Genomic DNA, 26548 nt, shown 5'->3' with positions numbered 1-26548 from the left:
CCACGGGAGCCGTCACACCGGCAGCACGTCCAGGACGGTGGCGGCGAGCGCGGCGGCGCTCGGCTCGTACGCGCGGGCCAGCGCCTGGAACACCTGCTCGGCCCGGATCGCCGGCCAGTCGCGCGGCAGGTGCTCGGCCGGCAGGTGCGGATCGCGGCGGACGAGCTGCAGCCAGTCGGTGTGCAGCAGCAGTTGCCGGGCGAGGTCGTCCGGCGCGGCGGGAAGCGGCCGGGAGACGTCCCACCGGGCGAGGAACGCGTGATAGCCCCGGGCGATCTGCTCGATGTCGAACGCCTTCCTGACCAGGTCGGCGGCCTCGGTCGGCTTGCGGGCGCCCGCGGTCAGCACGGTCACCTGGTCGCCCGGCTCCAGCGGGGCGAGGACGCCGGTCACGTCCTTGGCGCCGGGAGCGATCCACAGGCCGCTCTGCAGCGGCCCGAACCCGCCCCAGATGAGCCGGGAGCGCAGGTCGTGCCGGGTGCTGCGCCGGCTGTCCGGCAGGGAGAACCCGACGAGGGTCCAGGTGCCGTCCCAGTCGCGGTTCACCGCGCCGGTCTCCCACACCCGCCTGCGGCCGTCCTCCAGCACCGCGACGGCGTGCGGGGTGAGCGCGAAGTACACCTTGCGCCCCCGGCGGTGCCGGGTCAGCAGGTTGCGTTTCACCATGCGGGCGAGCGTGGACCGTACGGCCTCCTCGGAGACCCCGAGGCGGGCGAACACGTCGATGACGCTTCCGGAGTAGACCGCGGCGCCGTGACCGAGGGCGTGGATGCCGAGGAAGCTGAACATCAGCGACTGCGGGCGCTGGGACGGCACGAACTGGTCGTCCTCACCGTCCGGCGACGGTGCGCCGCGGTCGTCTTCGCCGTCGAGGGCCACGCCACCAGGGTAGACGTTCCGCTACGTCATGCAAATCTTTGACGGTGGTCACATAACTGCCCTAGATTCGACGGCGGGGCCGCCGGCACGGCGTCCCCCGATCCCCACGGCCCTCGGAGGTAGTCGATGAACGTCGACGAGCTGGTCGCGATCGACGTGCACACCCACGCCGAGGTCTCCGCCGGCGGGCACGCCTCGCTGAGCGACGAGCTGCTCGGCGCCTCCGCGAAGTACTTCAAGGAGCACCCGAGACCCACCATCCCCGAGATGGCCGCCTACTACCGCGAGCGCAAGATGGCGGCGGTGGTGTTCACCGTCGACGCCGAGCACCTGACCGGGCACCCGCGCATCTCCAACGAGGAGGTCGCCGAGAGCTGCGCCGAGCACCCCGACGTACTGATCCCCTTCGGCTCGGTCGACCCGTGGAAGGGCCGGGCCGGCGTCCGGGAGGTGCGCCGGCTGGTGGAGAAGCACGGCGTGCGCGGCTTCAAGTTCCACCCGAGCATCCAGGGCTTCGCGCCCGACGACCGGATGGCCTACCCGCTCTACGAGGCCATGCAGGAACTCGGCGTGATCGCGCTGTTCCACACCGGCCAGACCGGCATCGGCGCCGGCGTGCCGGGCGGCGGCGGCATCCGGCTCAAGTACTCCAACCCCATGCTGGTCGACGACGTCGCCGTGGACTTCCCCGAGCTGCGGATCATCCTCGCCCACCCGTCCTTCCCCTGGCAGGACGAGGCGCTGGCCGTCGCGACGCACAAACCCTACGTGTACATCGACCTGTCGGGATGGTCGCCGAAGTACTTCCCCCCGCAGCTCGTGCGGTACGCCAACACACTGCTCAAGGACAAGGTGCTCTTCGGGTCCGACTACCCGGTGATCACCCCGGACCGCTGGCTCGCCGACTTCGCGGCGCTCGACATCAAGCCGGAGGTCCGACCCAAGATCCTCAAGGACAACGCCGTACGCCTGCTGGGGCTCGGCACGGAGAAGGAGACGGCGCGTACATGACGACGACGGTGCACGGCCTGGCCGAGATCAAGGCGCTCGCCGGCAGGGACCTCGGCCGCGGCGCGTGGCTGGAGGTCACCCAGGACCGGGTGAACACCTTCGCCGACGCCACCGACGACCACCAGTGGATCCACGTCGACCCCGAACGTGCCGCGGCCGGGCCGTTCGGCGGGCCGATCGCCCACGGGTACCTGACCCTGTCCCTGCTCGTCCCGCTCTTCACCGAGCTGCTCGACATCCAGGGCGTGAAGATGAGCGTCAACTACGGCCTGGACCGGGTCCGCTTCCCGAGCCCGGTGCGGGTCGGCGCCAAGATCCGCCTCGCCGCCACCGTCGTCTCGGTGGAGGACGTCCCCGGCGACGGCGTCCAGATGCTGCTCGACTTCACCGTCGAGATCGACGGCTCCGCCAAACCCGCCTGCGTGGCCCGCGCCATCTACCGCCACTACGCCTGAGGGCCCCGGGCGCCGCGTCCGGCCGCCACCGGGCGCCGCGTCCAGGCACGGACGGGAACCACGTCCCCGGCGGCCCGGATCGCCCGGACCCGGGCCGGTGCTGTGTCTTGGCGCTGCTGCGACCGGGTCTGAGCGTTCCTGGCACGACGTTCGCGTGAACGTTTCGTCCGCCTTCGCCTCGCCCGCCGTGCCGCGCGGCCGTGTGGGCGTTCCCCGGCACCAGGTTCGTGTGCGTATTCCTCCGGCCCGGCCTCGCGCGTCGGGGCCCGATCGTGCGATCGTGCCCGGAACCGCCTTCGCGTGAACGTTCTCCCGGCCTGGCCGCTGGTGGCGTGGGTGGTGTTCTGGTGCCGGAACGGCCTGGTCAGCCGGGGCGCGGACCTGGTCGTGGCGGGGCGTGCCGGAACGCGGCCGGGTAGGCATATCCCGTCCTGTACACATATTCGGCAAACCATTGACCGCCGTTACGAAGATGCCTAACCTCCGGGGGCAAGGCGAAGTTTCCAGCTCGTTACGGGACGAGGGACTCGGTCATGCCGAACCTGTCAGACACACCCCCCAGCCGGCTTCAGCTCCGGCGCGCCGTTGCCTCCAGCTTCCTCGGCAGCGTCATCGAGTACTACGACTTCCTGCTGTACGCCACCGCCGCGGCCGTGGTCTTCAACAAGGTCTTCTTCTCCGCACTGGACCCCCTCGCGGCCACCGTGGCCAGCTTCGGCACCTTCGCCACCGGCTACCTCGCCCGGCCGCTCGGCGGGGTGATCTTCGGCCACTTCGGCGACCGGCTCGGCCGCAAGCGCATGCTGGTGATCACCATGCTCCTGATGGGCGCCGCGAGCTTCCTCATCGGCCTGCTGCCCACCTACGCCCAGATCGGCAGCCTCGCCCCCATCGCGCTCATCACGCTGCGGGTGCTGCAGGGTATCGCCATCGGCGGCGAGTGGGGCGGCGCCGTACTGATGTCGGCCGAGCACGCGACCAGCCGCCGCGGCCTGTGGACCAGCTTCACCAACGCCGGCGCCCCCTTCGGCATGGTGCTGTCCACCGCGGTGCTCACCGGCACCGCCGCCACCATGAGCGAGCAGGCGTTCCTGAGCTGGGGCTGGCGGGTGCCGTTCCTGCTCAGCTTCGTCCTGCTGGCGATCGGCCTGTTCGTCCGCATGCGGGTCGAGGAGACCCCGGTCTTCGAGGCCGCCCGCGACCGCGCCTCCCACCGGGCCCCGCTGCTGGACGTGCTGCGCGACCACCCGAAGACCCTGCTGCTCGGCGTGGGCGTCGGCCTGTCCGCCTTCGTGGCCCAGGGCACGCTCACCACCTACCTCATCGCCTACGGCGTGCGGACCGGCTTCACCCGGCAGACCGTGCTGAACGGCCTCACCCTCTCCTCGGCGCTGGCGGTCATCGGCATCATCGGCTGGTCGGCGCTGTCGGACCGCGTCGGCCGCCGCCCGGTCGTACTGGCCGGGGCGATCCTCATGGCGGTGTTCGGCTTCGTGCTGTTCCCGCTGGTCAACACCGGCAACGCGGCCCTGCTCACCCTCGCGCTCGTGGTCGGCCAGGCGATCTTGCACCCGCTGATGTACGGCCCGCTCGGCGCGCTGTACACCGAACTGTTCGCCACCCGGAGCCGCTACACCGGCGCATCCCTCGGCTACCAGATCGCCGGGCTCGGCGCGGGCCTGGCCCCGCTGGTGTTCGCCCAGATCGACGCCTCGACCGGCGGCGGCGGGACGACGCAGATCTCGGTGGTCATCGCGGCCTGCTGCCTGCTGACCGTGGTCTGCGTACTGGCCCTGCGGGAGACCAGCCGCAACGACCTGACCTCGGTCGCCGCGACCACGCCCGCTCCCGGCGTCGCCAAGCCATCGTCCATCTGACCCGCCCGCGATCTCTCAGCTTTCGCGACATCCGACACATCAAAGGCGCCTGCGGAGACGTCGAGCGTGCTGCGACGCGCGACATCCGCGGCAGAGAGGACGCCGCCTGTGCACAACGCCGGCCTCGGCTGCTGGCCCGCCCGCCGGGCCCAGATGAGCCCGCACCGCACGGCCTTCGTCTTCGCCGGCCGTTCGGTCGGCTACGCGGAGGTGCACGAGCGGACGACGATGCTCGCATCGAGGCTGGCGGCGGACGCCGGGGTGACGGCAGGGGACCGGGTGGCCTACCTCGGCCCCAACCACGTCGCCTTCGCCGAGACCATGTTCGCCACCCACGTGCTCGGCGGTATCTTCGTCCCGCTCAACTTCCGCCTCACGGCGCCCGAGATCGCCTACATGCTCGCCGACTCGGGCGCCACGGTCCTCGTCTACGCCCCCGAATGCGCCCACGTCGTAGCGGCCCTCCGCACCATGCCCGCCCCACCCCCGCCCGCCCCTGGACCAACCGGTCTGCCCGGCCTGCCGGACCTGCGGACGGTCGTCGCGCTGGAGTCGCCCGCGGCGGGGGAGCGGGAGTACGAGACCTGGCTCGCCCAGGGCGACCCTGCCCCGATCGACACCCCGGTGTCGCCCGACGAGGTCGCCCTCATCCTCTACACCTCCGGCACCACCGGCCGTCCCAAAGGCGCGACGCTCACCCACGCCAACCTGGTGTGGAACTGCCTGAACATGATGGTCGGCGTCGACGTGACCAGCACCGAGGTCACGCTGATCAGTGCGCCGCTCTTCCACGTCGCGGCGCTGAACCAGACACTGCTGCCGACCTTCCTCAAAGGCGGCACCTCGGTCATCATGCCGTCCTGGGACGTGGACCTGTGCTATGACCTGATCGGCAAGCACCGCGTCACCTGGATGTTCGGCGTCACCGCGATGTTCGCCGCCTTCGCCCGCTCCCCGCGCTGGGCCCACGCCGACCTGTCGTCACTGCGCACCCTCATGTCCGGCGGAGCGTCCATCCCGGTGGCGCTCATCCGCGCCTACCAGGAGCGTGGTCTGGTCTTCTGCCAGGGGTACGGCCTCACCGAGACCGCGCCCGGCGCGACCTTCCTGGAGGCGGATGAGAGCGAACGCAAGGCCGGTTCGGCCGGGGTGCCGGTGTTCTTCGCCGACGTGCGCGTGGCCCGGGCCGACCTGACCGACACGGCGGTGGGGGAGCCGGGCGAGGTGCTGGTACGCGGGCCGAACGTCACCCCCGGCTACTGGCGCAACCCGAAGGCCACGGCCGACGCGTTCACACAGGACGGCTGGTTCCGCACCGGCGACATCGGCACCCTCGACGACGAGGGGCACCTGTACATCGTGGACCGGGTCAAGGACATGTACATCTCCGGCGGGGAGAACGTCTACCCGGCAGAGGTCGAGGCCGTGCTCTTCGAGCACCCCGCCGTCGCGGAGGCCGCCGTGGTCGGCGTGCCCGACGACCGGTGGGGCGAGGTCGGCCGCGCCTTCGTCATCCCCCGCCCGGGCGCCACCGTCACCCCCGCCGACCTGCGCGACTTCCTCCGCTCCCGCCTCGCCAAGTACAAGATCCCCGTCTACTTCGACCTGGTCGACACCCTCCCCAGAACCGGCTCCGGCAAGATCCGCAAACCCCCCCTCCGCACCCGCCCTCTGCCTTGAGCCGGGTAAACGCGCAGCGCGAACGGCCCGCTAGGCCCACAGCGCTGACCGCACGGACAGGCGGTAGAGGCTGGACAGCGAAAGCTGTGTGAACGCGACCGGTCCGACCGGGTCCGGCGCTGGGGTGCGGCGGACCAAGGAGCCGCGCTAGACCACCGGGACCGACAACAGAGGCGAGATTCAGGCTCGACCCGTGCCCTTGCGGGCGAAGTACGGTTCCGCCGCTTCCAGGCGCGGTACCGAGATGCCCAAGCGTCGTGCTTCGGCCAGGGTGTCCCGGCAGACCTCGCGCGGCTCCTCGGCGCCGGGGTCGGAGTGCGCCGTGAGATTCACGCGCGCGAGGGCTACATGAGTGGTCAGCCAGGCGAGCGCGGGGGCCGTCAGCCAGGTGGGGGCACGGAACGGCAGTACGCCGCCCCGGTGACGTCGCAGGTCGACGCCGCGCGCCTCAAGGAGTGGCAGCAACTCGCGGCCGGTCAGCAGCGCCTCACGCAGGTCGCCCGTCGCTCCGGCCAGCTTGGACAGGGAACCCAGCCGCAGGCCCTGCGTGTGCAGGGCCGCGTTCGCCACGAAGTGGACCCACAGCCAGCCGCGGAAGTCGGGTCGCTCTCGCAGCCGGAACCCGGCCTCGCGGAACACCCTGCGCACGGCCTGCTCGCGGTCGGTCGGGGGCCGGCCGAAGGTGCCGAAGAGGACCGATGGCAGCAGCGCCCCACGGAGCGTGCCGTCCGCGCCGAAACCGCCACCGGCCTGGGGAAAGCCCCAGGCGATCTGGTCGGCGGGGAGTGCGCCGATCGCGGCCGGCGGCTCGGTCCAGATGTTGCCGAAGACCAGCACCGTGGCCTGGCCGACACGCGGGGACAGGAAGGCCGTCGCCTCCGCGAGGCGGTGGTGCGACACGCTGAGCACGATCAGGTCGAAGTCGTGGTCCGACCGCAGCTCCTCGCGGTAGCGCACCGGCCACTTCTCGACGACGCGCTGCCCCCACACCCGGCGCCGCGTATCGATCAGCTCGAGATCCGTCGTGGGTCCGTACGTCGCCGCGCGGCCCGGGCGGACGTAGAACTCGACGTCATGTCCGGCCCGTTCCAAGGCCCAGCCGTAGATGGTGGCGATCACGCCTCGGCCGAACATCAGGATCTTCACGCTGCACCTCGTGGGGTACGATCGATCTGGAGGTCGTCTCCACTTTGAAGATATGGAGGCCATCTCCACTTGTCAACGCGAGGTAGCGCATGACCGCCGACAAGCCGCTGCGGGCCGACGCCCAACGCAACCGCGAGGCCCTGCTCGCCAAGGCCCGGGAGGTCTTCGACGCCGGCGACTTCTTCGACCTGCGCTTCGACGACTTCGCCCGCCTGGCCGGAGTGGGCACCGGCACGCTGTACCGCCACTTTCCCACCCGGGAAGCGCTGGCCGAGGCGGTCTACCACGGGGAAGTGGCCACGCTGTGCGAGCGCGCCCGCCGGCTCCAGGCCACGCTGCCGGCGGCGGAGGCTTTGACGACCTTCCTGCGCGGCATGGTCGAGTACATGGACGTCCACAAGGGCCTGGCCCGGACGCTGGCCACGCTCATGGCCGATCGCTCGGGTGCCCTCGCCGAGGGCAGCCGGGCGCTGGAGCAGGCTGTCGCCGACCTGGTGGCCGCCGCCGTGCGGGACGGTGCCGTTCGCGGCGACGTGGACGCCGGTGCCGTGACGATGGCGCTGCACGGCATCGGCGCGGCCCATGACCGCCCCAATTGGCGGGCCGAGGCCGACGATGTCATCACCCTCCTGCTGGACGGGCTGCGCCGCCCGCTATGACGGAACGGCCATCGGCGGCAGGCCAGGCCGGCTTGGAATTTCCGGCCGCCGGGGCCGTGCCCTGACCGCGGGACGCGGCAGGGCACGGGGGTCCGGTCAACGGGCGCGGTAGGACAGGATCAGGCTCACCCCCTGCAGGGCGGACTTGTCGCCGTCGAAGACCAGATCCCAGGTGCCGACGGAGAGGCCGGGAGTGGCCAGGAGCTTGCCGTCGTTGAGGGCCAGCCGGGATTCCCCGTTGAGCAGGAAGCGGCCGGAGCCGCCGGACTCGCGGGAGTAGAGGGCGTAGATCCCGGTGACGGCCCGGCCGGTCATGCCGGGGAACATGTCCGGGACGAACGGGAGGGTGAGCGTGCCGTCCGAGCTTTCGACGAACGCCGACCACTCCTCGGGGAACTCCGCCGGGACGTCGCAGTAGCGGGCGGTGGCGTACGGCTTGAGCATGCCCTTGACCGCGCCCGCGAACAGTTCGCCGCCCGGCTCGGCGGAGTACTTCACGGTGATGGCGACGTCCATGAGCTGGGCGGCACCTCCGGAGGGCAGCTCCAGCCGCCACCGGGAGACGGCGCCGGTGCCTTCGAAGGGGAGGTAGCGGTCGTCGTCGTAGCGCAGGTCGAACAGCCCGTTGTTGTCCTTGTACTCCTCCAGGTCCGACAGGGTGATCTGCTGGCCGCCGCGCCAGTCGGCGCGCAGCGTGGCGGGCATCGGGCCCTTGGGGTCCAGGAGGTACTTGACGGCCTTGGGGTCGGCCGACAGCACGGTCCTGCTGTCGAGCTGGGTCAGCACGGCGTTGAGGCCGAGCTTGCCGCCGGAGCCGGTGAAGTCGACCGAGACCGTCTTGATGCGCCGGCGGTAGTGGCCGGGGAAGTCGCGGTCGAAGAGCGCTTCGGTGAGGGCGAACTCGCAGCGGCCGATGGTGCGCAGGTTCAGCGCGGCGACGGGGTCGAGCGCCAGCAGGGACACCTTCTTGGTGATCTCCAGGCCGCGGCGGTCGGTCTCCATCGACGCCTTGCCCAGCCGGTCCAGGTCGAGCCCGAGGCTCTCGGCGGCGAGCAGGCCGTTGCGCCGGCTCTCCCAGTAGAGCGGCTGGATGAAGTCGGCCTCTCCTTCGGGGATGCCGCGCTCGTACTGGTAGGCGCGTTGCGCGGCGCGGGCCATCTCGTACGCCATGGAGTAGGCCTGGAAGTACAGCCCCGCCAGCCGTCCCGACATCCACTGGTAGAGCTGGAGGTTGGTGAACTTACCGGTCATGAACGTGCCGACCGCCTCCAGGTTGGCGATCTGCTGGTCGAGGATCTCCAGCTCGCGGGTGGCGGCCCTGGACCGCAGCTCGGCGGCCCTGACCTGGTGGCCGAGCTGCTGCACGTCGTTGCGGGCCTGGGCGAGCTGGAAGTTCCAGTCCTGGACCATGCGTTCCTGGCCCGCGCGGATGCCGAGCAGCTCGCCGATGACGTTGAGCCCCTCTGCCGTGGTCGAGGAGGCCTCGCCGCCGTGGCCGAGGGCCTCGGTCACCTGCTCGCGGCCCATCTTGGTGCCCATGATGAACAGGCCGAGCAGGACGTCGGGCAGGCCCGAGGAGATGGCGGCGCCGACCTGGAAGGCGGAGGCGACGAAGTGCGCGACGACCGCCGACGACATCATGGTGAGCTGCGCCTCCTCCAGCGGGGACAGCCCTTCGGCGATCAGGTGCTCGAAGTGGCCGACCCGTTCCAGCGCGCCCTGCTCGCTGACCCGTGCCTCGCGCAGGTTCTCGGCGGCGATCTCCGCCTCCGCCTCGCGCACGGCACGGGTGAGGGCGAGGATCTTGCCCTCGTGCCGCTGGTTGAGCAGCGTCAGCTCCTCGGAGTCGCGCCGCTCCAGCACGCTGAGTAGGTCGCCGCCGAACTGCCGCAGCTTGTCCACCAGTTCCTGCGCCTTGCGGAAGACGGCGGAGAAGCGGTGGTGCGGCACCGGCACGGCTGCTGCGGCGGCGAGCCGGTCGGGTGCGGCTCCGCCGGCCACGCCGCGGACGAGCGCCATGACGTCGATCGGCGGCTCGAACAGCGGCAGCGGACGGCTGACGCCCATGATGTCGAGCGTGGCGCGGATCTTGCGCAGCCGGTCCTCGACCCGGTCCCAGTACTCCAGGTACACGCTGTTGGCCGGCACGTGGAAGTACGGCCCGGCGACGCCGGCGTGCACCTCGCCCGGTCCCTCCAGCAGCGCGGTGCCGGCGGTGAGCTCGGGAAGCCCGCCGGAGGCCGGCAGCGCGCGGATCTGCTCGTAGGTGCGGGCCGCCGTCGCGGGCCGGGTGCCGAGGTCCTCGGGCGGGCGCTCGCCGAGCAGGTCGTAGGCGAAGACGTAGAGCATGCGGGCCTCGTCGATGCTCTCGGCGGTGTACTGCCGGAACAGCAGGTCGCCCCAGTCGAGCAGGTTGTCGACGTAGGCCATCACGACCGCGCGCCGATAGGCCACCGGGCGCAGCTCGGCGATCGTGTGCGGATCGAACGGATCGTCCATGTAGGCCTTCAATAGCGCGCCCCGGTCGCCCATGAGGGAGTACTGGTAGCCCAGCCTGCCGATCATGGCGACGCGTTCGCGCAGCGCGAGCAGGGCGGGCTCGGCCTCCTTCGGGATCTTCAGGCCCGTGAGCGCCTCCTCGATCGGCGGCAGCGTCGTGGCCGGCAGACCGGCCAGGTAGGACTTCTCCGCGTCGGTGAGCTCGCGGTGGTGCTGGAAGGCCGGCGCCATCGGCTCCAGCCTGAGCAGGATCTGCGCCAGGTCGCCGCCCGCTCTGCCCGCGTCGGCTCCCCGCGCGGCGAGTTCGGCCAGGTCGTCGCGGCAGCTGCGGACCAGGGCCTCGACGTCGGCGGCGAGGAACGGCAGGAAGCGCCAGTACCGCGGCCGGGTGGGGTCGAAGACGTACTCGTACCAGGTCCGGGCGTCGTCGAAGCGCTGGGCCGCGTTGAGCGCCTGGGCGATCAGCGTGGGCGCGTGGAAGAAGACCTCCCAGTAGTAGATGCCGTTGCCGCTGTTGAAGTCCAGGTGCGAGCTGGTGGGCACGCCCTGCGCCGCGGCCTCGGCGGTGACCTTGATCGTGGTGGTGGTGGAGGCGCGCGTGCTGAAGGCGGGCAGCTCGTCGAGCTCCTGGATGGACGGGGAGAGCAGCGCGGGCACCCCTCCCTCCAGCAGCGTCTTGTTCAGCTTGTAGGCGGTGCTGGAGGTGAGCCTGATGACCTCGTGCGGCAGCGCGGCGATCTCGTAGGGCCGCTGGACCTTCGGCCCGGAGGCGTACACGACGTACTTGGCGCCCAGGAACAGGTGCAGGTCGCCGCTGTCCAGCACGCCGTCCAGGCTCGTCTCCCAGCCCGCGGGCAGGCCGCCCCAGTTGCCGTGCACCGGGGAGAACGCCAGGGCCGAGCCCAGGTCCTGGCCGGGGCCGAGCACCGCGTAGTCGGTGCCGCTGAAGACATAGCGCAGGCCCGCGCGCTTGAAGACGGCCCGGACCCGGCGGTTCATCGGCTTGGGGTAGCCGGGGTCGGCCAGGCCGCCCGGCAGGCCGTCGCCGCCCAGCGTGTAGCGGACGTACTCCAGGTTCCTGGTGAGGTACAGCGCGCCGTCCGCGACGTAGGCCGCGTCGACGCCCTCGTCGGTGATCACGGTCCTGGCCACGCCCAGCGTCTTGATGGGCACCGGTTCGCTCCGGACGAACTCCTTGGGCCCGTTGCCGGGCCTGCCGCCCCGCGCGGGCTCCTTGGGGGTGACGCTGATGTAGGTGTGCGCGTTGTTGTCGAAGAAGTAGACCTGGTCGCCGTGCCGGAACGGCGCGCTGACCGGGGCGGAGCGGGGCAGGCCGTCGGTGTTGTCCCTGAGCTGCAGGGGCGACTCGGAACGGCCGTCGAAGCGCCGGTAGGTGTCGCCGGTGACGACGAAGACCGTGTCGCTCTGGAAGAGGACCGCGTCCACCTTCGCGATGCCGGTCGCCCACTGCGGCTGGACGAGCTCCAGAACGTTGCCGGTCGGGGCCCTGCGCAGCCACTGGCGGTCCACCGCCGAGTGGTAGTACTCGTTCCCGCCGGCGTCCACGGCGGCGGCGGAGATCGTCCGCCACTGGGGGAAGCCCTCCTCGTTCCCGGCGATCCGCTTCGGGTAGCCGGTGTCGACCCTGCCGAAGGGCGCGCCGGAGTAGCGGTAGTAGTACTCGCCGGAGAACAGGTACAGGCGGCCGCTCCTGAGGACGGCCGCGTCCACCACGGCCTTGTCGCTGTAGAGCGCGGTGGCGATGTGCCCCCAGCGGTCGGCGGTCGGCGGCTTGGAAAGACGCAGGGCGTTGTTCCGGTCCGCCGGGACCTCCACGTAGTACGGGCCCGAGCCGCTCTCCCCGCTGTTGTTGAAGTAGTACCGCACCCCGCCGGGCAGCTCGGCCGCGGCGTGGATCGGCGACCACGCCGGCAGCTTGTCCCCGTTGCCGCTCAGCGTGCGCGGTGCCTCGTCGCCCGCGGGCGGCGGCGCGATCGGCCGGCACAGGAAGCTGCCGCCCTTGTGGTCGACGCTCACCCAGGCGCCGCTCTCGGCCTCGGCCGGCATGGCGAACCTGACGACCGCGGCCTGGTCGACGGGCTCGGCGAAGATCCGGTTCAGCCGGACCTCCCGCACCGGCTCGGGCACGCTCTCGGCGCGGAAGGCGTACAGCTCGGGAGTGAGCGCGAACGCCGGGCTGACCTGCTTGGGGCCGAGCGGCGTGAGCACGGTGTAGGTGCAGGTGATCAGGATCGTGTCGTGCGTGTCCCCGTTCGGGCCGGGCACCGTGGCCGAGGCCTGGACGTACAGGCTCGCGTCGCGGACGGGCGCGTCCTGCACGTCCTCCAGGGGCAGCACCTGCGCGGGCACCCATTCGCCGTTGAGGTTGCGGAAGGAGTAGTTGACGCGCACGCGGTGCTTGGGCGGCGGCGGGGTGAGCGTGCGGGTGTCGCCGCTCTGCTTGTCGATGAGGGCGGTCTGGGCGCCAGGCTCGGGTGCGACCGGCTCGATCGTCGGCCAGAAGGCGAAGATGCGGCCGAAGGCGTGCACCGGGTAGACCTTCTCGGCCTCGATCTGGGCGTCGACCTTCATCCAGGGTGCCCAGGTGGCCGACAGCCGATCGCCGTCCCGGAACTCCGCCTCGCGGCAGTAGTGGCGGCGCGGCTCGGTCCGGGTCCGGCCGAACAGCACCAGCCGCCGCACCCCCGGCTCCGCGCCGTCGGCGGTGTAGACGTAGCCGCCGGTGATCGACAGCCGGGACACCTCGGTGTACTCGTCCAGGTAGCGCTTGTAGGCGCGCTCCACCTTCTCGCCGGTGATCTCACCCTGGAGCAGGTCGTCCTCCAGGTCGCGGAAGGCGGGCGTCTTGGAGCCGCGCAGCTCGGGCCGCAGGTAGTTCTCCGGGTAGAGGAAGACCTTCCGGTTGGCCTCCCAGGTGCGGTAGTTCTTCAGCCACCCCCACCAGGTCTTGACCCGCTCCCTGAGCTCCTCGGCGTCCTGCCCGTCGCGGGTGGCGACCTGCTCCAGGTCGAGCAGGTAGCGGTGCACGAACAGCTGGGCGGCCGCGATCGCCTCGCGCACCCGTGAGGTACGGCCCTGGCCGCCCATCTCGACATCGATCAGCAGGGCGTCGTACAGCTCGCGGGCCGTCCTGGGCGCGATCGAGACGAGGGCGTCGCGCCTGAGCACGTTGATCTCGTCGTGCACGGCGGCGGACAGCGCCTCCCACTCTCCGGCGAACAGGCGCTCCATGATCCCGTAGAGGGCGGTGTTCGCCGTCGCCAGGGCGGGCTCGCCGCCGAACGCGGGCCGCCAGACGTCACCGTGCAGCGCGGACGGCGCCACCCCGATCCGGCCGGTGAGCTCGAAGAGCTCGACCAGCCGCAGCAGGAACTCGATCTCGAAGCGGTCCTCCTCCCGGCGTACCGGCGCGGCGCCGTTCGCCGAGGCGGCGATGGCCTGCGCTTCTGCGGTCAGCAGGGCGGCGTTGCGCTTGGCCCACCGGATCTCGTCGGCGTCCCAGCCGAACAGGCGGCTCAGGTAGGCGTAGGGATCCTCCACCACCGAGGGGGCGTCCAGCAGGAAGGCCGCCAGGCCGTCCGGCCGCCGCCGGGTCAGCTCGACGAAGCGGGTGATCGTGTGCACGTCGCTCAGCCGGTGGTCGGCCGTGCCGCCCCAGCGGTACCGGAAGCGCTGCGGGTAGGAACGATCCACCTCGTGCAGGCCGCCGGAGTAGCGGACGTACTCCTCGCCCTTGCACAGGTAGGTGCGGCCCTCGAAGACGAAGGCGCCGTCGATCCCGGACTCGAAACGCTCCGGGATGTTCCCGAAGTCGTCCCGGACGGTACGCGGGTGCCCTTCCTCGGCGAAGTCGAAGCGGCCGGGACGGTAGCGCACGTACTGCTCGCCCCGGAAGGCGTAAAGCTCGCCGGCGGGCGTCGCGAAGGCGGCGTCGACCAGCGCGTGGCCGTCGTCGGCGAAGGCGTTGCGCACCGTGCCGAACAGGCCCTCGAGGGCGAGGGTGACCGGCGTGGACCCCGGCTCGCCGATCCGCAGGCACCGCGTGCCCTTGAGCAGGTGGACCGTGTGGCCGGGGGCGCGGAAGGCCGCGTCCAGGCCGTCGGCGAAGTCGGTGAGCGGCTCGGAGATGCGCAGGTCCAGCGCCAGGTTCGCGCCGATGGTGCGCGGGTAGCCGTCGTCGGCGTAGGCGTACTCGGTGCCGGTGTAGCGGACGTACTGGTCACCGGAGAACAGATAGGTGTGCGCGCCGGAGACGAGCGCCGCGTCCACCTTCTCCTGCTCCACGATGGTGTTGCGGACGCGGCCGAAGGCGCTCAGCGGCCGGTCGGCGGCCGCGGCGCGGGAGACGACGTGGACGGAGCCGCCGACGACCAGGCAGGCGGTGCGGTCGTCGGCGACGGCGGCGTCGACCGTGCGGCCGGTCACGGCGTCGTCGAACGATTCCGGCAGGTTGGCGAAGGCCGCCTCCCTGCGCAGGTCGCGGGCGATCTTCTTCGGGTACCCCGGATCGATGTAGCGGTACTCCGGGCCGGTGTAGCGCACGTACCGGTCACCGGAGAACAGGAACGTCGTGCCGTCGCCGAACACGCAGGCGGCGTCGATCGACGCGGTCTCGTCGTCGGGCACGAACGGGTTGGGCGACCTGCCCCACCGGTCGCGGATCACGGCGAGCGGGCCGAACTCGTGCCCGTCGTGCCGGGAGTACTGCTCGGACAGGAAGAAGTACGTCGAGCCGTCCGGCGCGGTGAAGGCCGTGCGCAGCGCGTCGCCGTCCTCCCTGCTCGACTCCAGGGTGCGCTCGAAGCCGGGCCAGAGCCGCTCGATCGGGCGCGGGTAGGACCAGGTGCCGGTCCGGTCGTCGTGCTGCAGGCACTGCTCGCCGTACAGCAGCAGCGTGGTGCCGCCCTCGGACAGCACGGCGCTGGGCACGGGGTGGCCGGGAACGCGGTACTGCTCGGGCACCTGCCAGAAGCTCTCGTCGCAGATGTCCGGCTCACCGTCGGGCGTGGTGTAGTCCGCGCCGGAGTAGACCACGTGGCGCATCCGGCCGTCCTCGCCGGGCGACTCGAACAGGTGCGTCCGGCCGCCGCGCACGTAGGCGAGCGCGACGTCCCGCAGGCCGCCCCAGTGCTCGGCGATGAGCCGCGGCTCCCCGTCGATGGTGAGGCCGGGGCCGTCGGCGGCGTAGGCGACGAACTGGTCGCCGCTGAACAGGTAGGTCCGGCCGTCCCGGCCGGTGAACGCCGCGTCCACCGCGTTGTCCTGATAAATCGTGTTACGCGGCCTGCCCCACTCCTCGGCCAGCGGGTAGGACCTGCCGAGCCGGGTGTTGAGGCACCTCGGCCCCTTGAACAGGTACGTCGTGCCATCGGCGCCGCGCAGCACGGCGTCGAGCCCGCCGCGGAACTCCTCGGGCACCGCGCGCAGCAGCCGCGGCGTGACCGCCTGCGGCACGAAGGCGATGCCGCGATCCGCTTCGACGGCCGCGTGGTGGTGCCAGCCGTCCCCGTCCTCGGCCAGCAGCCTGCCGTCCTCGACGAAGGCGCAGCTCACCCCGCCCAGTGAACTGTCGTCGTAGCGGCGGTAGCGGCCGTCGGAGACGACGTGGCAGCGCGAGCCGCGGAACAGGTGGACGGTGCGGCGGTCGGCGAAGGCCGCGTCCACGCCGTCCAGCGTGACCTCCAGCGCCGCCATGCCCGGCTCGCGTGACAGCTCCGCCACGGCGGCCGGGTAGCCGTCCTGCACGTGGTCGAGCCGCGTGCCGAGGTAGCGCACGTACTGGTCGCCGGAGAACAGATAGGTGTAGGTGTTGTCCACCGGCCTGCCGTCGACCACCTCGGTCACCGTCCTGACCAGCGCGGCGTCCACCCGGCCGGTCCTGGCGATCCGGTTGACCACATTGCCCCAGTACGCCGGGACGGAGGCCGGGTAGCGGTCGTCGGCCCTGGTGTAGTCGCCGGTCGAGAAGCGGATGTAGCGGTCACCGGAGAAGACGTAGGTCCGGCCGTCCTTGCCGACGAACGCGGCGTCCACCTTGGTGAAGGGCAGCAGGCTGTCCCAGTGCCCGCCGATCGTCCGCGGCTCCGACCACCAGCGGTGCCGCCCCTCGGACACCACGAACCGGTCGCCGGCGAACAGGTAGGTACGGCCCGCGCCGTCGGTGAGGACCGCGTCGATGGCCGCGAAGCGGGGGTCGGCGGCCAGCGACGCCGGCAGGTTCCACCAGTTGTCGGAGACCGGCTTGGGGTAGCCGGGGTCGGCGGTGGTGTAGTCCCTGGTGGAGTAGCGGACGTGGAAGTGGCCGTCGTCGGCGTGCACCTGGATGTGCAGCGGGTTGCGGCGGAGCGTCAGCGCGATGCCCTGCTCGGTCATGACGTGCCACTTCCGGTCCTCGTCGGTGCCCCCGGCCGTGACGGCGGCGTTCTCCGCCAGGGTCAGGCCGTGCTCGGAGAAACGCCGGCGCAGCGCGGGCGACAGCCGGCCCGCGTTCAGCTCGGCCTCCTGCGCGAGCGGCAGATCCAGCAGCCGGCCGCCCTGGCCGAACAGGTAGGTCCTGCCATCCGCGACGAAGGCGGCGCCGACCGTGCGCAGGCCGCCCCAGTCGCCGGCGATCCCGCGCGGGTAGCCGAGGTCGACGACCGCGTAGTCGGCGCCGGAGTAGCGGATGTACCGCTCGCCGCTGAACAGGTACGTCCTGCCGTCCATGCCCACGAACGCCGCGTCCACGGCGCCGCCGGTCAGCACGTCGGTGAGCCTGCCCCAGCGCTCCGCGGTCGGCTGCGGCACGCCGCCGCCGGAGGAGGAGAAGGAGACCGTCCTGCCGTCCTTGAACAGGTGCACGAGCCCCGAGCCCGGCTCGGTGAAGGCGGCCTCGACGCCGGTGCGGAACTCGCCGGGCAGGCCGGGGAACTCCGCTTCGACGCGCCGGGGGTAGCCGTCGTCCACCCGCACGCCGTCCTGCTCCACGGCGTCGGTGTAGCGGATCACCTGGTCGCCCTGGAACAGGTACGCCCTGCCGTCCGGGCCGGTGAACGCGCCGCCGAGAGCGCCCGCGCCGTCGAAGGCGTTGCGGACCCGGCCCCACCGGGCGGAGATCGGCTGTGCCGTGCCGCCGATCTGGAGGTAACGGCCGCCCGCGAACAGGTGCACGTGCCCGTCCACGTCCTGGAAGACCGCGTCGGGCGCCCCGGTGAACCCCTCCGGCAGCGCCGAGTCGTGGCCCTCCGCCTGCCACCATTCGGCGACGGCACGCGGGTACCCCTCGTCGACCGTCGTGAAGTCCGGGCCGGAGTAGCGGATGTACTGGTCGCCGCAGAACAGGTAGGTCCTGCCGTCCTCGTCCACGTACGCGCCGTTGATGCGGCGCGGCGCCTCGAAGTTGTTCCTGACCTTGCCCCACAGCTGGTCGCGGGGCACCCAGCGGATGCTGCCCGGTTCCCTGACGAACAGCCGCGACACCTCCCGCGCGGGGCGCTCGCCGCCCTCGCCGGGCACGACGGCGCGTCCGATGATCCACTCCGGGCCGCCGGGGAACGCCACGGCGGCGTCGACGGAGCCCAGCCCGGTGAACGCGGGGGACAGGTCGGTCAGCGGCCTGCGCCTGGGGTCGAGCAGGGCGTAGGTGTCGGCGGCGTAGGTCCAGTAGCCGTCACCGGCGAACACGTAGATCAAGTCATCGGAGCCGCGCAGCAGCGCGTCCACCGTCTCCACGCCCGGGGGCAGCGCCAGCGGTTCGGGGTACTTGCCGGTCAGGTCCTGGTCGTGGAAGGCGACGGTGACCTCGGTCGCGCTCATGCCGAGCTTGGCGGCCAGCAGCGCGAAGCGGCGGATCCGCTCGTAGACCGCCGCGAAGCGCGGCATCGCCGTCCGCCGGGGAACGGCGATGACCGGCGGGAGCAGGATCTCGACCGCCTCGGGCAGCCCGCCCGCGACACACGCGCAGATCGCCGCGACGGTCTCCTCCGGCACACCGAAGGCGTCGGTCAGCACCGAGGTGAGGACCTCCCGCTGCCGGACGGCCAGGCCCTCCAGGGCGGTGGTCACCTCGTCCATCGCTCCGGCGAGCTCCACGGCGACCGCGTGCAGCAGGAAGAACACGTCCCGTTCGAAGTCCTCAAGGCCCGGCAGGGCGAAGCGGATGACATTGGTGGGATCGGCGAAGAACGGGACGGCCCGCTCCGGAACGGACATGGCGTCGGTGAGCGCTCCCGCCTCGACGAGCTGATCGACGAGCGTGCCCTGCTGATCCTGGTCGAAGCCCAGCTCGGCCAGCGCGTCCAGGTGGAGTCGGTACGGCCGCTCGTCCTGCGCGCACTCGGCGACCCTGCGGGCCACGATGGCGGTCTCGGCGGCGGTGAACTCGTCCGGGAGCGTCTCCACCTCCCCGACCAGCCAGCCGTCGTCCAGGGCGGTGCCCTCCATCGCGACGATCGCCCGTCGCGCCATCACCGCGTCCGCGACCTCGGCGAAGTCCTCGGGGCCGAAGGACAGCAGCTCCGCCTCCAGCGCGCCGACCTGCCGTTTCAGCGTGTCCAGGACGGCCTGACGGTGCGGATGGAACTCGGGCGGCAGCGCGAAGTCCGCGAGCCGGAGCTCGGCGAACGCCTGCTTGTCCAGGAAGTGGCCGCTCTCGTCGAGGTGGCCGTTGAAGCGCAGCCCGTCCATCAGCCTGGCCAGCCGTGCCTCGCCGAGCCGCAGCGACGCGAAGACGCCGGGGTCGAGCACGAGCGGCGCGGCGTGGAAGTCCGCGACCCGCCGGCGCAGCAGGTCGAGCACCTCGGGGGCGGCGTCGGACAGGCCCGCGTTGACCCGGAACCGTTCGAGGTTCGCCTCGTCGGCGAAGAACTCCGGGTTCTGGACGTTGCCCTGGTCGTCGACGTACCCGTGGTAGATCAGGTTGTCGTACAGCTCGTCGAGCTGCCCCTGCGACAGGTTGCCGACGGCGGCGAGGTCGGAGGGGTAGAAGACCGAGGTGCCGTTGCCGGTGCTGTTGACCAGCTTGAACAGCGTCTCCCCGAACGCGGTGAAGTCGCGCTCCAGCACCAGGCCATGGTCGGTCACCGGGAGGTCCTCGGTGACGAGGGTGTCGTCGGCGCGCAGGCGCCCGCTGAACACCATCTGGGTGTGGATCTTGCCGGCCAGGCGCTCGCCGAGACCCAGCCCGGCCAGGTCCTCGTCCACGATGACGCCCAGGGAGGTGACCGCCTCGTACGCGGCGGCGGAGAGGGTCGCGGAGTCGAGGTCCAGCAGCCGGGGGTCGCTCGCGGACACCACGCCCTCGGCGCGCTGGGCCAGCACGTCGTGGACGACCTGCGCGGCGCGCCCGCCGAAGCGCTCGCTCGCGAACGCGGCCGGGCTCATGGCGACTTCCTGGAAGCGCTGGTCCAGGGTGTCCAGCACCGCGTCCCGGCCGTCCGCGCCGGACCCGCCCGGCGCGCCGCCGAGGATGTCGGCCAGTTCCCGCGCGCCGAAGCCGCTGTCCTGCATCCACCGGGTGACCGCGAGCAGCGTCTGGGCCAGCCACAGGCCGGAGGCGGAGTCGCCGCCCGCGAGGACGCGGTAGCAGTCCTGGGACGCCGGCTCGACCCCGCCCAGCACGGAGAAGGTCGAGTACCGCCACAGCGACGGGTCGCTCTCCAGCACCCCGAGCAGGTCGAACAGCTCGGCGGCGGACAGACCGAGCGCCGCGGTCAGCCTGCCCACGCGTCGCAGCAGCGCGATCTGCGCCGCCCCGATCGGGCCGCGGTCGAACAGGCTCGGCTCCATGGCGCTGTGCCGGTCGCGGTAGCGCCGCACGGTCTCGGCGAGGTCGCTCTCGGCGGTCTGGATGCCGATGGCCAGCCTGCGCCGGTACTCCTTGTTGTGCGGGCCGAGGATGTCCCCCGAGGTGGCCGGAAGTCCCTCCGGCACCGGCTCGACCACCGCCACCAGCCCGCACACGCCGTCGACGGTCAGGTCATAGCCACGCTGCAGGTGCACCACGATCGCCAGGGTGCGCAGCGCCGCGGCGTCGATCACGCCCGCGCAGCAGGTCGTCAGCACGCGGTCGAGGTCACCGAGGCCGAGCCCGGTCCACCGGGCCAGCCGGACGATCCGGCTGACGCGGTCGTACCAGCCCGGGGTCGCCCCGCGCAGCTCGGCGCCGTCCGCCGACAGGGTGACCGGCTCGCCGCCCCGGTTGGCGTAGGACTCCCTCGCCGGCCGGGTGGTGTCCTCGAGGTCGCCGAGCAGCTCGCGTAACTCCAGGGCGGACAGGCCGGTCATCCGCTGGAACGTCTCCACCCGCACCGCCGGCGGCAGACCGTCCTGCGGCCTGAGCCCGTAGAACGCCTTGATCCTCGCCTCGTCGGCCGGTGAGGTCAGATGCGTGACGGCGTCCGCGGACAGGCCGAGGAACAGCCGCGCCACCGTGTCGGCGTCGGCCACCGGAGCGAAGATCCGGTACAGCTCGTCCGGCCCCGTCCTGAGGCGGCGCAGGTAGGTCTTGAACCGCTCCTCGTCCAGGGAGAACGGCATCCCGAACGGGTGCTCCAGCCGTCGCATCAGCTCGTACGGCCGGTCGCCGGCGAACTTTTCCAGCAGCTCGATGACGATGTCGAGGTAGGGAGTCTCACCGAAGGTGTTCTCCGCGTCCAGCAGGACCCGCTTCAGGTCGGCGCGCCGGTCGGCGCCGAGCAGCGACGGCCGCTGCAGGACGTCGTCGAGGAACGCCAGCAGATCGGCGAGATAGGCGCCGGGGGAGTAGACGGTTCGGGCCTCGTCCTCCTGCCGGCGATCGAGATCGGTGTCGTCGAAGAGATCTTCGTAACTCGGCAGCGCGTTGTTGCCCGCCATGCGTTCTCCCTCAAGAAAGCGAGCCTGTGGAACGGGACCGTCCGTATGGAGCGGTCCACAGTATCGTGATACAAACCCAGCAACAGCCCCATGAATATGGCTGTGTCCGAACGTGGACGATTAGTCGTCTGGGAGAGATGGGCTGAGGGGCGATCATGAAGAAAAAGCGCACGGGAACCAGCAGCGGCACGACCAAACGCCCGACCGCCTCGTCAAAGCGCCCAGGGCTCGGCGGGTCGAGTACGACACCGTTATCCGTGACAAAACACGACATTTCCGTCTCTTCGGCATCTCTTCCAAAAGGCTGGCAGGCGTTCGCCCTCAAGCGCGACGCGACCACCGCCAAGGCGGTCGCCCGGGACCTGCGGACCATGACCCCCACCACCGCGAAGACGACCATGAAGCTCGTCGCCGACCAACTGGCCGAGCTCTCGCCCAAGGACCGCAGCGCGATGTCCCGGCTCATCATGAGCGAGCTCTCCGGAGACCAGGCCCGCGACTTCCTGAAGGTGACCGCCGCCACCCGCCTCAAGCATTCAACGGTCGTGCCGCCGGATCCGACGGCCCAGTCCAGCGACGTGGTCCACTACCTCGACCTCGTGCCGCCCAAGGACCTCGTGAAGCTCAAGTCCACGCGGCCCTCCGACAACGAGAACGCGCTGCTGCTCGACGCGCTGGACCTGTACACCGCGGACCGGCGCATGGTCGACCTGGCCGCCCTGGAGCAGCGCGTCGACGACGAGAGCGACGCGTCGTCGATGGGTCACCTGAGGATGGCGGCCAAGCTCGTCGACGAGATCAACGGCGGCAAGGTGACGTACTCGCAGCTGCGCCGCACCGACCTCGGCCTCACGGTGAAGGACACCACCCAGGAGCACCTCGTCGACCAGATCGGCTTCCGCACCGCGAAGACCCAGCGCACCGAGAAGACGGGTCTGTCGGCCCAGAACGACCTGGCGACCACCTACTGGCGTTCGACCTTCCACAAGACCCTGCCCGACTTCCAGAAGAAACTGCGGTCGAAGGTCAAGATCGAGGACGGCGACCTGCTGGTCAACAGCCCACGCGTCCTGCGGAAGATCGAGATGCTGCTGGGCAAGGAGGTGGCGGGCCGGCTCACGGTCGTGGCCTTGGACGGGAGGAAGGGCGTCAGCGTACTGAAGGGCATCCCGGGGCTCAAGAGGGACGACATCAACTGGGACTCCATCCTCCACGAGCTGGGCGCGGCCCCGTCGGCGTACCAGCTCTACGAGCTCATGGACCTGGGCAAGGACGAACCCCCGACGAACTTCAAGGTGGACACCCGGGCCGACCTCGCCGAGCTCATCACCTCCAGCAGGTTCTCCCGGCTGCAGGAGATCGCCAGGAGCACGGGCCAGCTGGCACCGGTGTGCGCCATGGTCGAGCACCTCGTGCTCGGCCTCACCGACGAGCTCGGCCCGCAGCGGTTCGACACGCTCACCGCCAGCGCCATGGCCTCGATGAGTCGGCTGCTCGACATCATCGTGGACAACGAGCGGAACCCGTCCGCGGCGATGCGCGCCGCCGATCTCATGATGGACGAGATCGCCCTGGTGGTCGCCGCGGCCAAGAACTACCACGACGTCGACTACCGGGACACGATGCGGGACATCATGCTGGAGCGGGCGCCTAGCCTCGCGCCGCTGGTCACCAAGAACCAGGTCGAACTCGGCAGCCACCTCATGTCGAGCGGCATGGACGCGCTCGGCACCGCGCTGTACATCGCCCTGACCGCGCGCGACCACGACAAGGTCGTGCGTCCCACCGAAGACGTCGACTACTTCGAGACGGGGATGCTGCTCGACCGGCTCAAGAAGGGCGAACTGGTGACGCCGCGCAGCGACGTCCTGGTCGCGGCGCTGAACCCGAGTTCGCCCTTCGTCGCGCCGTCGACGGAGAACCTGGTGAAGGACGTGCGGGAGGCCCTGCGGACCCGCAAGAAGGGCGACCCGCCGTTCGCGCTGATCCTCGACACCACCATCCAGATGGCGGCCACCTCCACCAAGGACCCGACCCAGCTCGACGCCGTGCTCGACGGCCTGAAGGACCTGGTCGCCGACGGCAGCCTGGAGGTCTTCCTGTGCAAGAGCTTCCAGAAGTACGCCTCGTTCGGCACCGGCAAGGTGGCCGCCGGCGACCTCACGATGCTGTCGAAGAAGGGCAACCTCGACTCGGCGTGGTCGCGGGCCGAGGCGCTGCTGCAGGAGCGCGCCCTCGACCTCGCCTCGCACGACGAGGGACAGTTCGTGATCCACATGCTCCGGCACGGCCATCGCGACGAGCTTGCGCTGATCGACCACGCCGCCGAGAACGCCCAACTGGTGGACGGGTTCTGCTGGCCGATCGCGGCGGACTATGCCCTGGGCTCCACATACGTGGACGGCATCCCGCTGGTGCTGCGTTCGACGCCCACCGGCGATGTCGACTCGATCTTCAAGCGCCTCGCCCAGATCGATTGGCGGGACAGTTTCTCGTTCCTCCGAACGTCGTACGTCGGCGGAATTCCGGGGCCGTGGCCGAAGCCGGATCATGAGAAGTGGTACGTGCGCATCAATACCGGACACGAACCGAAAGAAACCATGGTCGAGAACTTTTACGCGTTCGGCCATCTTTCCGGTAGTTTGCTCGCCAATGGCAAGAAAAGCGACGAACCGGTCATTCTCCGGGACCTGACGGCGGAAACCGTGCTCAAGCATCTGTCCGCGGTGCCGAGCGCCGCGCTGAGCGACCCCACCGTCGCCCAGTACAAGAACAACATCATCGCCTCCTACCTCGCGTTCGGCTTCCAGAGCGCCAAGGGCAAGGCCGACCTGGTGAGCCCGACCCTCGACTTCTTCGCGAACGGGACGGCGGGCGTCACCATCGACACCCAGCGCCTGATCGCCCGCGAGCTGTTCGCGCTCGTGCAGACCAAGCCGGTCCCGAGCGACCCAAAGGCCCTCGCGGGGCTGTGCAACGCCGCGATCGTCCTGCCCGCCTGGCAGTTCAAACCCATCGCCGCCAAGCTCAAGCTCGACACCATAGGCGACTCCGAGCAGGCCAAACTCCTCCGCAAAATCGTCGACCGCGCCAACCAGACGACCCTGTAACCCGGAGCCCTCCCCTCGAGGCCTCCCACCACCACCTCGCGCTACGCCCCCTCTCAGGGACGACAAGTACGAAACGGGACATCGCCACCCCATCGGCGATGTCCCAGCATCGCGCCCCCTCCCAGAAGTGATGAGGATCGGCCAAGCCGACGCGCACGGGAATCGGGCATACGCGTTGCGACCCCTCTCAGGGGTGATGAGGACATGCGCGTCGCCAACGCGACGGGCGGCACGTTCACGCTGACCTTCGAGGGCCGGACGGCGGAGCCGATCACCGCCAGCGGCGCCGGCCTGACCGGCACCGCCACGCCGGCGGTCGCCACCAGCACGGCGCAGGCGGGCGGCTGATATCAGCGGCTCACCGGTGACTCGCGCCGCAGTGCGCTGAACACCTGCAAACGCGACCGCGCCCACTACGAGTTGACCCTGGCCGTTGGGCCACGTTACGCGGCTTGTTTCGGGGTTGTTGCGTCTGTTATCAGCGGTTTGTATTTGACCATCAGCCGCCTGAGCGGCGCAAATCCCGCTCTGGGCGGTTCGACCTGAGCTTGGTACCGAACCAACCTGATTCACGGACCCCGCCGCGCCACGTTGAGACGTTCGTAACCGTGTTGCGCGTGAGCGCCGGTTCACGGCGAGTTAACTGCGCCCAGCCGCGCGTGAAACATCCGGCTGGCGTCATCGATCTCACCCCACTACAGGAGGAGTGCATGCATTCTCCCCCACGCGGCATTCTCGCCGCCCGACGCCGGGCCAATCGACGACGACTGGCTTGGCTGTTGACCCCGATCCTGTTTTTCGTAACAATTGGGGTCAATCCTTCCCCAGCCCAGGCGCTTCCGATCGGTGTAGGAACGCCGGTGCAATTCACGCTCACCGACAACCAGGGTGCGTGGTTCGACACCGGTGCGACGCTGTTCGGCACGCGGTCGCTCGGCGTCGCCGTGACGCCGCGGACCAAGCTCGCGGGGCTGCCGCTGGACACCGACACGCTGCTCAACGGCGATCTCGGCGGCGGCCTGCTCAACCTGCCGCTGCTCAACGGCGACGCACCGCTGATCGGCAGCCTCGGTGTGAACGTCAACAGCCTGCTCAACCTCGACCAGCTCAACTCGGCGGTCGACGCGGCGGGCGGCCTGCTCGGATTCCTGAACCCGACGATCCAGCGTGCCAAGACGCAGATCAACCAGCTCAACCAGCAGCTGTTAACCGTGCCGGACAGCAGCGCCGTCCCGCTCGGCAGCCTGCCCGTGGGGCTCGACCTGATGCGCACGCTCAACGAGGTCGCCGCGCTGGCGCCCAAGGACCTGAGCCTCGCGCCGAAGGGGAAGTTCGCGGTGGCGGCACCGGCGGCCGCCTCGGCCCACTCGGTGACCAGCCTGATCTGGCCGGTCGGCGCGCCGCCGATCGACCAGAACAGTGCGTTCATCGGCAACGTCGAGGCCAACCTGACCGAACCGGGCCTGTACGCGTGGGCCTGCAAGATCCACCCGTACATGCTCGGCGCCGTGGTCGTGGACGACCCGCTCACGCCCGGCCTGGACTTCGGCAAGAAGCTCAACGTCAACGTCAAGGGCGGGGTCGTCGTGCCCAGCTCGGCCGACGTGGTGCAGGAGCTCGTGCAGAAGTTCTTCCGGATCACCACGCCCGACAACTGGCAGGTCTACAGCAACACGCAGACCAAGAACTGGAACCCCTACTACCCGCCCGCGCCGATCCTGCAGTACGACGCGAACGAGCAGCCGGTGCTCATCCCGAGCCTCGACGCGTACTACAACAGCAAGTTCAGCGAGGGCGTCACGCTGCCCGCGCTCACCCAGCGGCCGAGCGTGCCCGGCGTCGGTGAGCTCTGGGTCGACACCCAGATGGAGAAGTACGCCGGCAAGGCCAAGTCCGGCGCGGCGACCAAGGTCGACGTGCAGGGCTGGACCGTGGACCGGAAGGTGGCGCTACCACAGATCAACCTCAACAACCCGCACAATATGTGGTCGGACCGCGATGGAAAGTACATCTATCAGACGGAATGGTTCTCCGACCGCCTGACCGTGTTCGACCGGACCACGGGTAAGCTCGTGCGAACCATCCAGGTCGGCCCGGACCCATCCCATGTGATGACCCGGACCGACACCGACCAGATCCACGTCGCCATCAACGCCGGCAACGCGGTGGTCGAACTGAGTCCGGGTGCCACGCAGATCGACAGACGCATCCTGGTGCAGGGTCCCGGCCAGACACCGGCCCACCCGCACGCGCACTGGATGAGCGCCGACGGGCACACCATGGTCACGCCGAACGTCAACCACAACAACTCGACGATCGTCGACGTGCCGTCGGGCTCGATCCAGGAGGCGCAGACCGAGCAGCTGCCCATCGCGACC

The 26548-nt window shown here is 70.6% G+C and carries 11 protein-coding genes; 8 read left to right on the top strand and 3 right to left on the bottom strand.

Annotation, left to right across the window (positions count from 1 at the left end; genetic code table 11):
* Positions 1-12: 12 nt before the first annotated feature.
* Positions 13-879, bottom strand: a complete 867-nt coding sequence (locus IEY93_RS21005) for a PaaX family transcriptional regulator (RefSeq protein ID WP_203968389.1) — start codon at positions 877-879, stop codon at positions 13-15.
* 126 nt (positions 880-1005) lie between these two features.
* Here IEY93_RS21005 and IEY93_RS21000 point away from each other — a divergent pair, with 126 nt between their 5' ends.
* From IEY93_RS21000 to IEY93_RS20985, 4 genes are all read left to right on the top strand, one after another.
* Positions 1006-1890, top strand: coding sequence for an amidohydrolase family protein (locus IEY93_RS21000; RefSeq protein WP_189164807.1), 885 nt, complete (start codon positions 1006-1008; stop codon positions 1888-1890).
* Entirely contained in the window at positions 1887-2345 is a 459-nt protein-coding gene (locus IEY93_RS20995) for a MaoC family dehydratase (protein WP_189164806.1), read from the top strand. Before IEY93_RS21000 ends, IEY93_RS20995 begins: the two co-directional genes overlap by 4 nt.
* 533 nt (positions 2346-2878) lie before the next feature.
* The gene (locus IEY93_RS20990; RefSeq protein ID WP_189164805.1) at positions 2879-4222 is read left to right on the top strand and encodes an MFS transporter; all 1344 of its coding nucleotides are present in this window, start codon (positions 2879-2881) and stop codon (positions 4220-4222) included.
* A 108-nt stretch (positions 4223-4330) separates the two neighbouring features.
* Positions 4331-5902, top strand: a complete 1572-nt coding sequence (locus tag IEY93_RS20985; RefSeq protein WP_189164804.1) for an acyl-CoA synthetase — start codon at positions 4331-4333, stop codon at positions 5900-5902.
* Between the two features lie 180 nt (positions 5903-6082).
* On the opposite strand, the gene IEY93_RS20980 is transcribed toward IEY93_RS20985, so the two are convergent.
* On the bottom strand, positions 6083-7048 hold the full coding sequence (locus tag IEY93_RS20980) for a ketopantoate reductase family protein (protein WP_189164803.1): 966 nt from the start codon (positions 7046-7048) through the stop codon (positions 6083-6085).
* Positions 7049-7137: 89 nt separating this feature from the next.
* Here IEY93_RS20980 and IEY93_RS20975 point away from each other — a divergent pair, with 89 nt between their 5' ends.
* On the top strand, positions 7138-7707 hold the full coding sequence (locus IEY93_RS20975; protein ID WP_189164802.1) for a TetR/AcrR family transcriptional regulator: 570 nt from the start codon (positions 7138-7140) through the stop codon (positions 7705-7707).
* Positions 7708-7803: 96 nt separating this feature from the next.
* Here IEY93_RS20975 and IEY93_RS20970 read toward each other — a convergent pair whose 3' ends face one another.
* Complete coding sequence (locus tag IEY93_RS20970; RefSeq protein ID WP_189164801.1) at positions 7804-21060, bottom strand: hemopexin repeat-containing protein; 13257 nt, start codon at positions 21058-21060, stop codon at positions 7804-7806.
* Between the two features lie 371 nt (positions 21061-21431).
* Between IEY93_RS20970 and IEY93_RS20965 the strand changes: the two genes are divergently transcribed.
* The 3 genes from IEY93_RS20965 to IEY93_RS20955 all read left to right on the top strand — a co-directional run.
* Positions 21432-24170: a hypothetical protein gene (locus tag IEY93_RS20965; RefSeq protein WP_229691322.1), complete on the top strand. Its 2739-nt coding sequence runs from the start codon at positions 21432-21434 to the stop codon at positions 24168-24170.
* Positions 24171-24374: 204 nt separating this feature from the next.
* Positions 24375-24518: a hypothetical protein gene (locus IEY93_RS20960; protein ID WP_189164799.1), complete on the top strand. Its 144-nt coding sequence runs from the start codon at positions 24375-24377 to the stop codon at positions 24516-24518.
* A gap of 269 nt (positions 24519-24787) precedes the next feature.
* Positions 24788-26548: hypothetical protein (locus tag IEY93_RS20955; protein ID WP_229691321.1), on the top strand; the 1761-nt coding region annotated here is incomplete at its 3' end.

The organism is Sphaerisporangium melleum (genome assembly GCF_014646695.1).
In the GTDB taxonomy this organism is placed as follows: Bacteria; Actinomycetota; Actinomycetes; order Streptosporangiales; family Streptosporangiaceae; genus Sphaerisporangium; species Sphaerisporangium melleum.
This window is presented reverse-complemented; position numbering and strand designations above follow the sequence as displayed.

Bases quoted from the DNA above. Each gene is read 5' to 3' on its own strand.
- IEY93_RS21000 (WP_189164807.1), top strand. From the start codon at position 1,006: ATGAACGTCGACGAGCTGGTCGCGATCGACGTGCACACCCACGCCGAG.
- IEY93_RS20995 (WP_189164806.1), top strand. From the start codon at position 1,887: ATGACGACGACGGTGCACGGCCTGGCCGAGATCAAGGCGCTCGCCGGC.
- IEY93_RS20990 (WP_189164805.1), top strand. From the start codon at position 2,879: ATGCCGAACCTGTCAGACACACCCCCCAGCCGGCTTCAGCTCCGGCGC.
- IEY93_RS20975 (WP_189164802.1), top strand. From the start codon at position 7,138: ATGACCGCCGACAAGCCGCTGCGGGCCGACGCCCAACGCAACCGCGAG.
- IEY93_RS20970 (WP_189164801.1), bottom strand. From the start codon at position 21,060: ATGGCGGGCAACAACGCGCTGCCGAGTTACGAAGATCTCTTCGACGAC.
- IEY93_RS20965 (WP_229691322.1), top strand. From the start codon at position 21,432: ATGACCCCCACCACCGCGAAGACGACCATGAAGCTCGTCGCCGACCAA.
- IEY93_RS20960 (WP_189164799.1), top strand. From the start codon at position 24,375: ATGCGCGTCGCCAACGCGACGGGCGGCACGTTCACGCTGACCTTCGAG.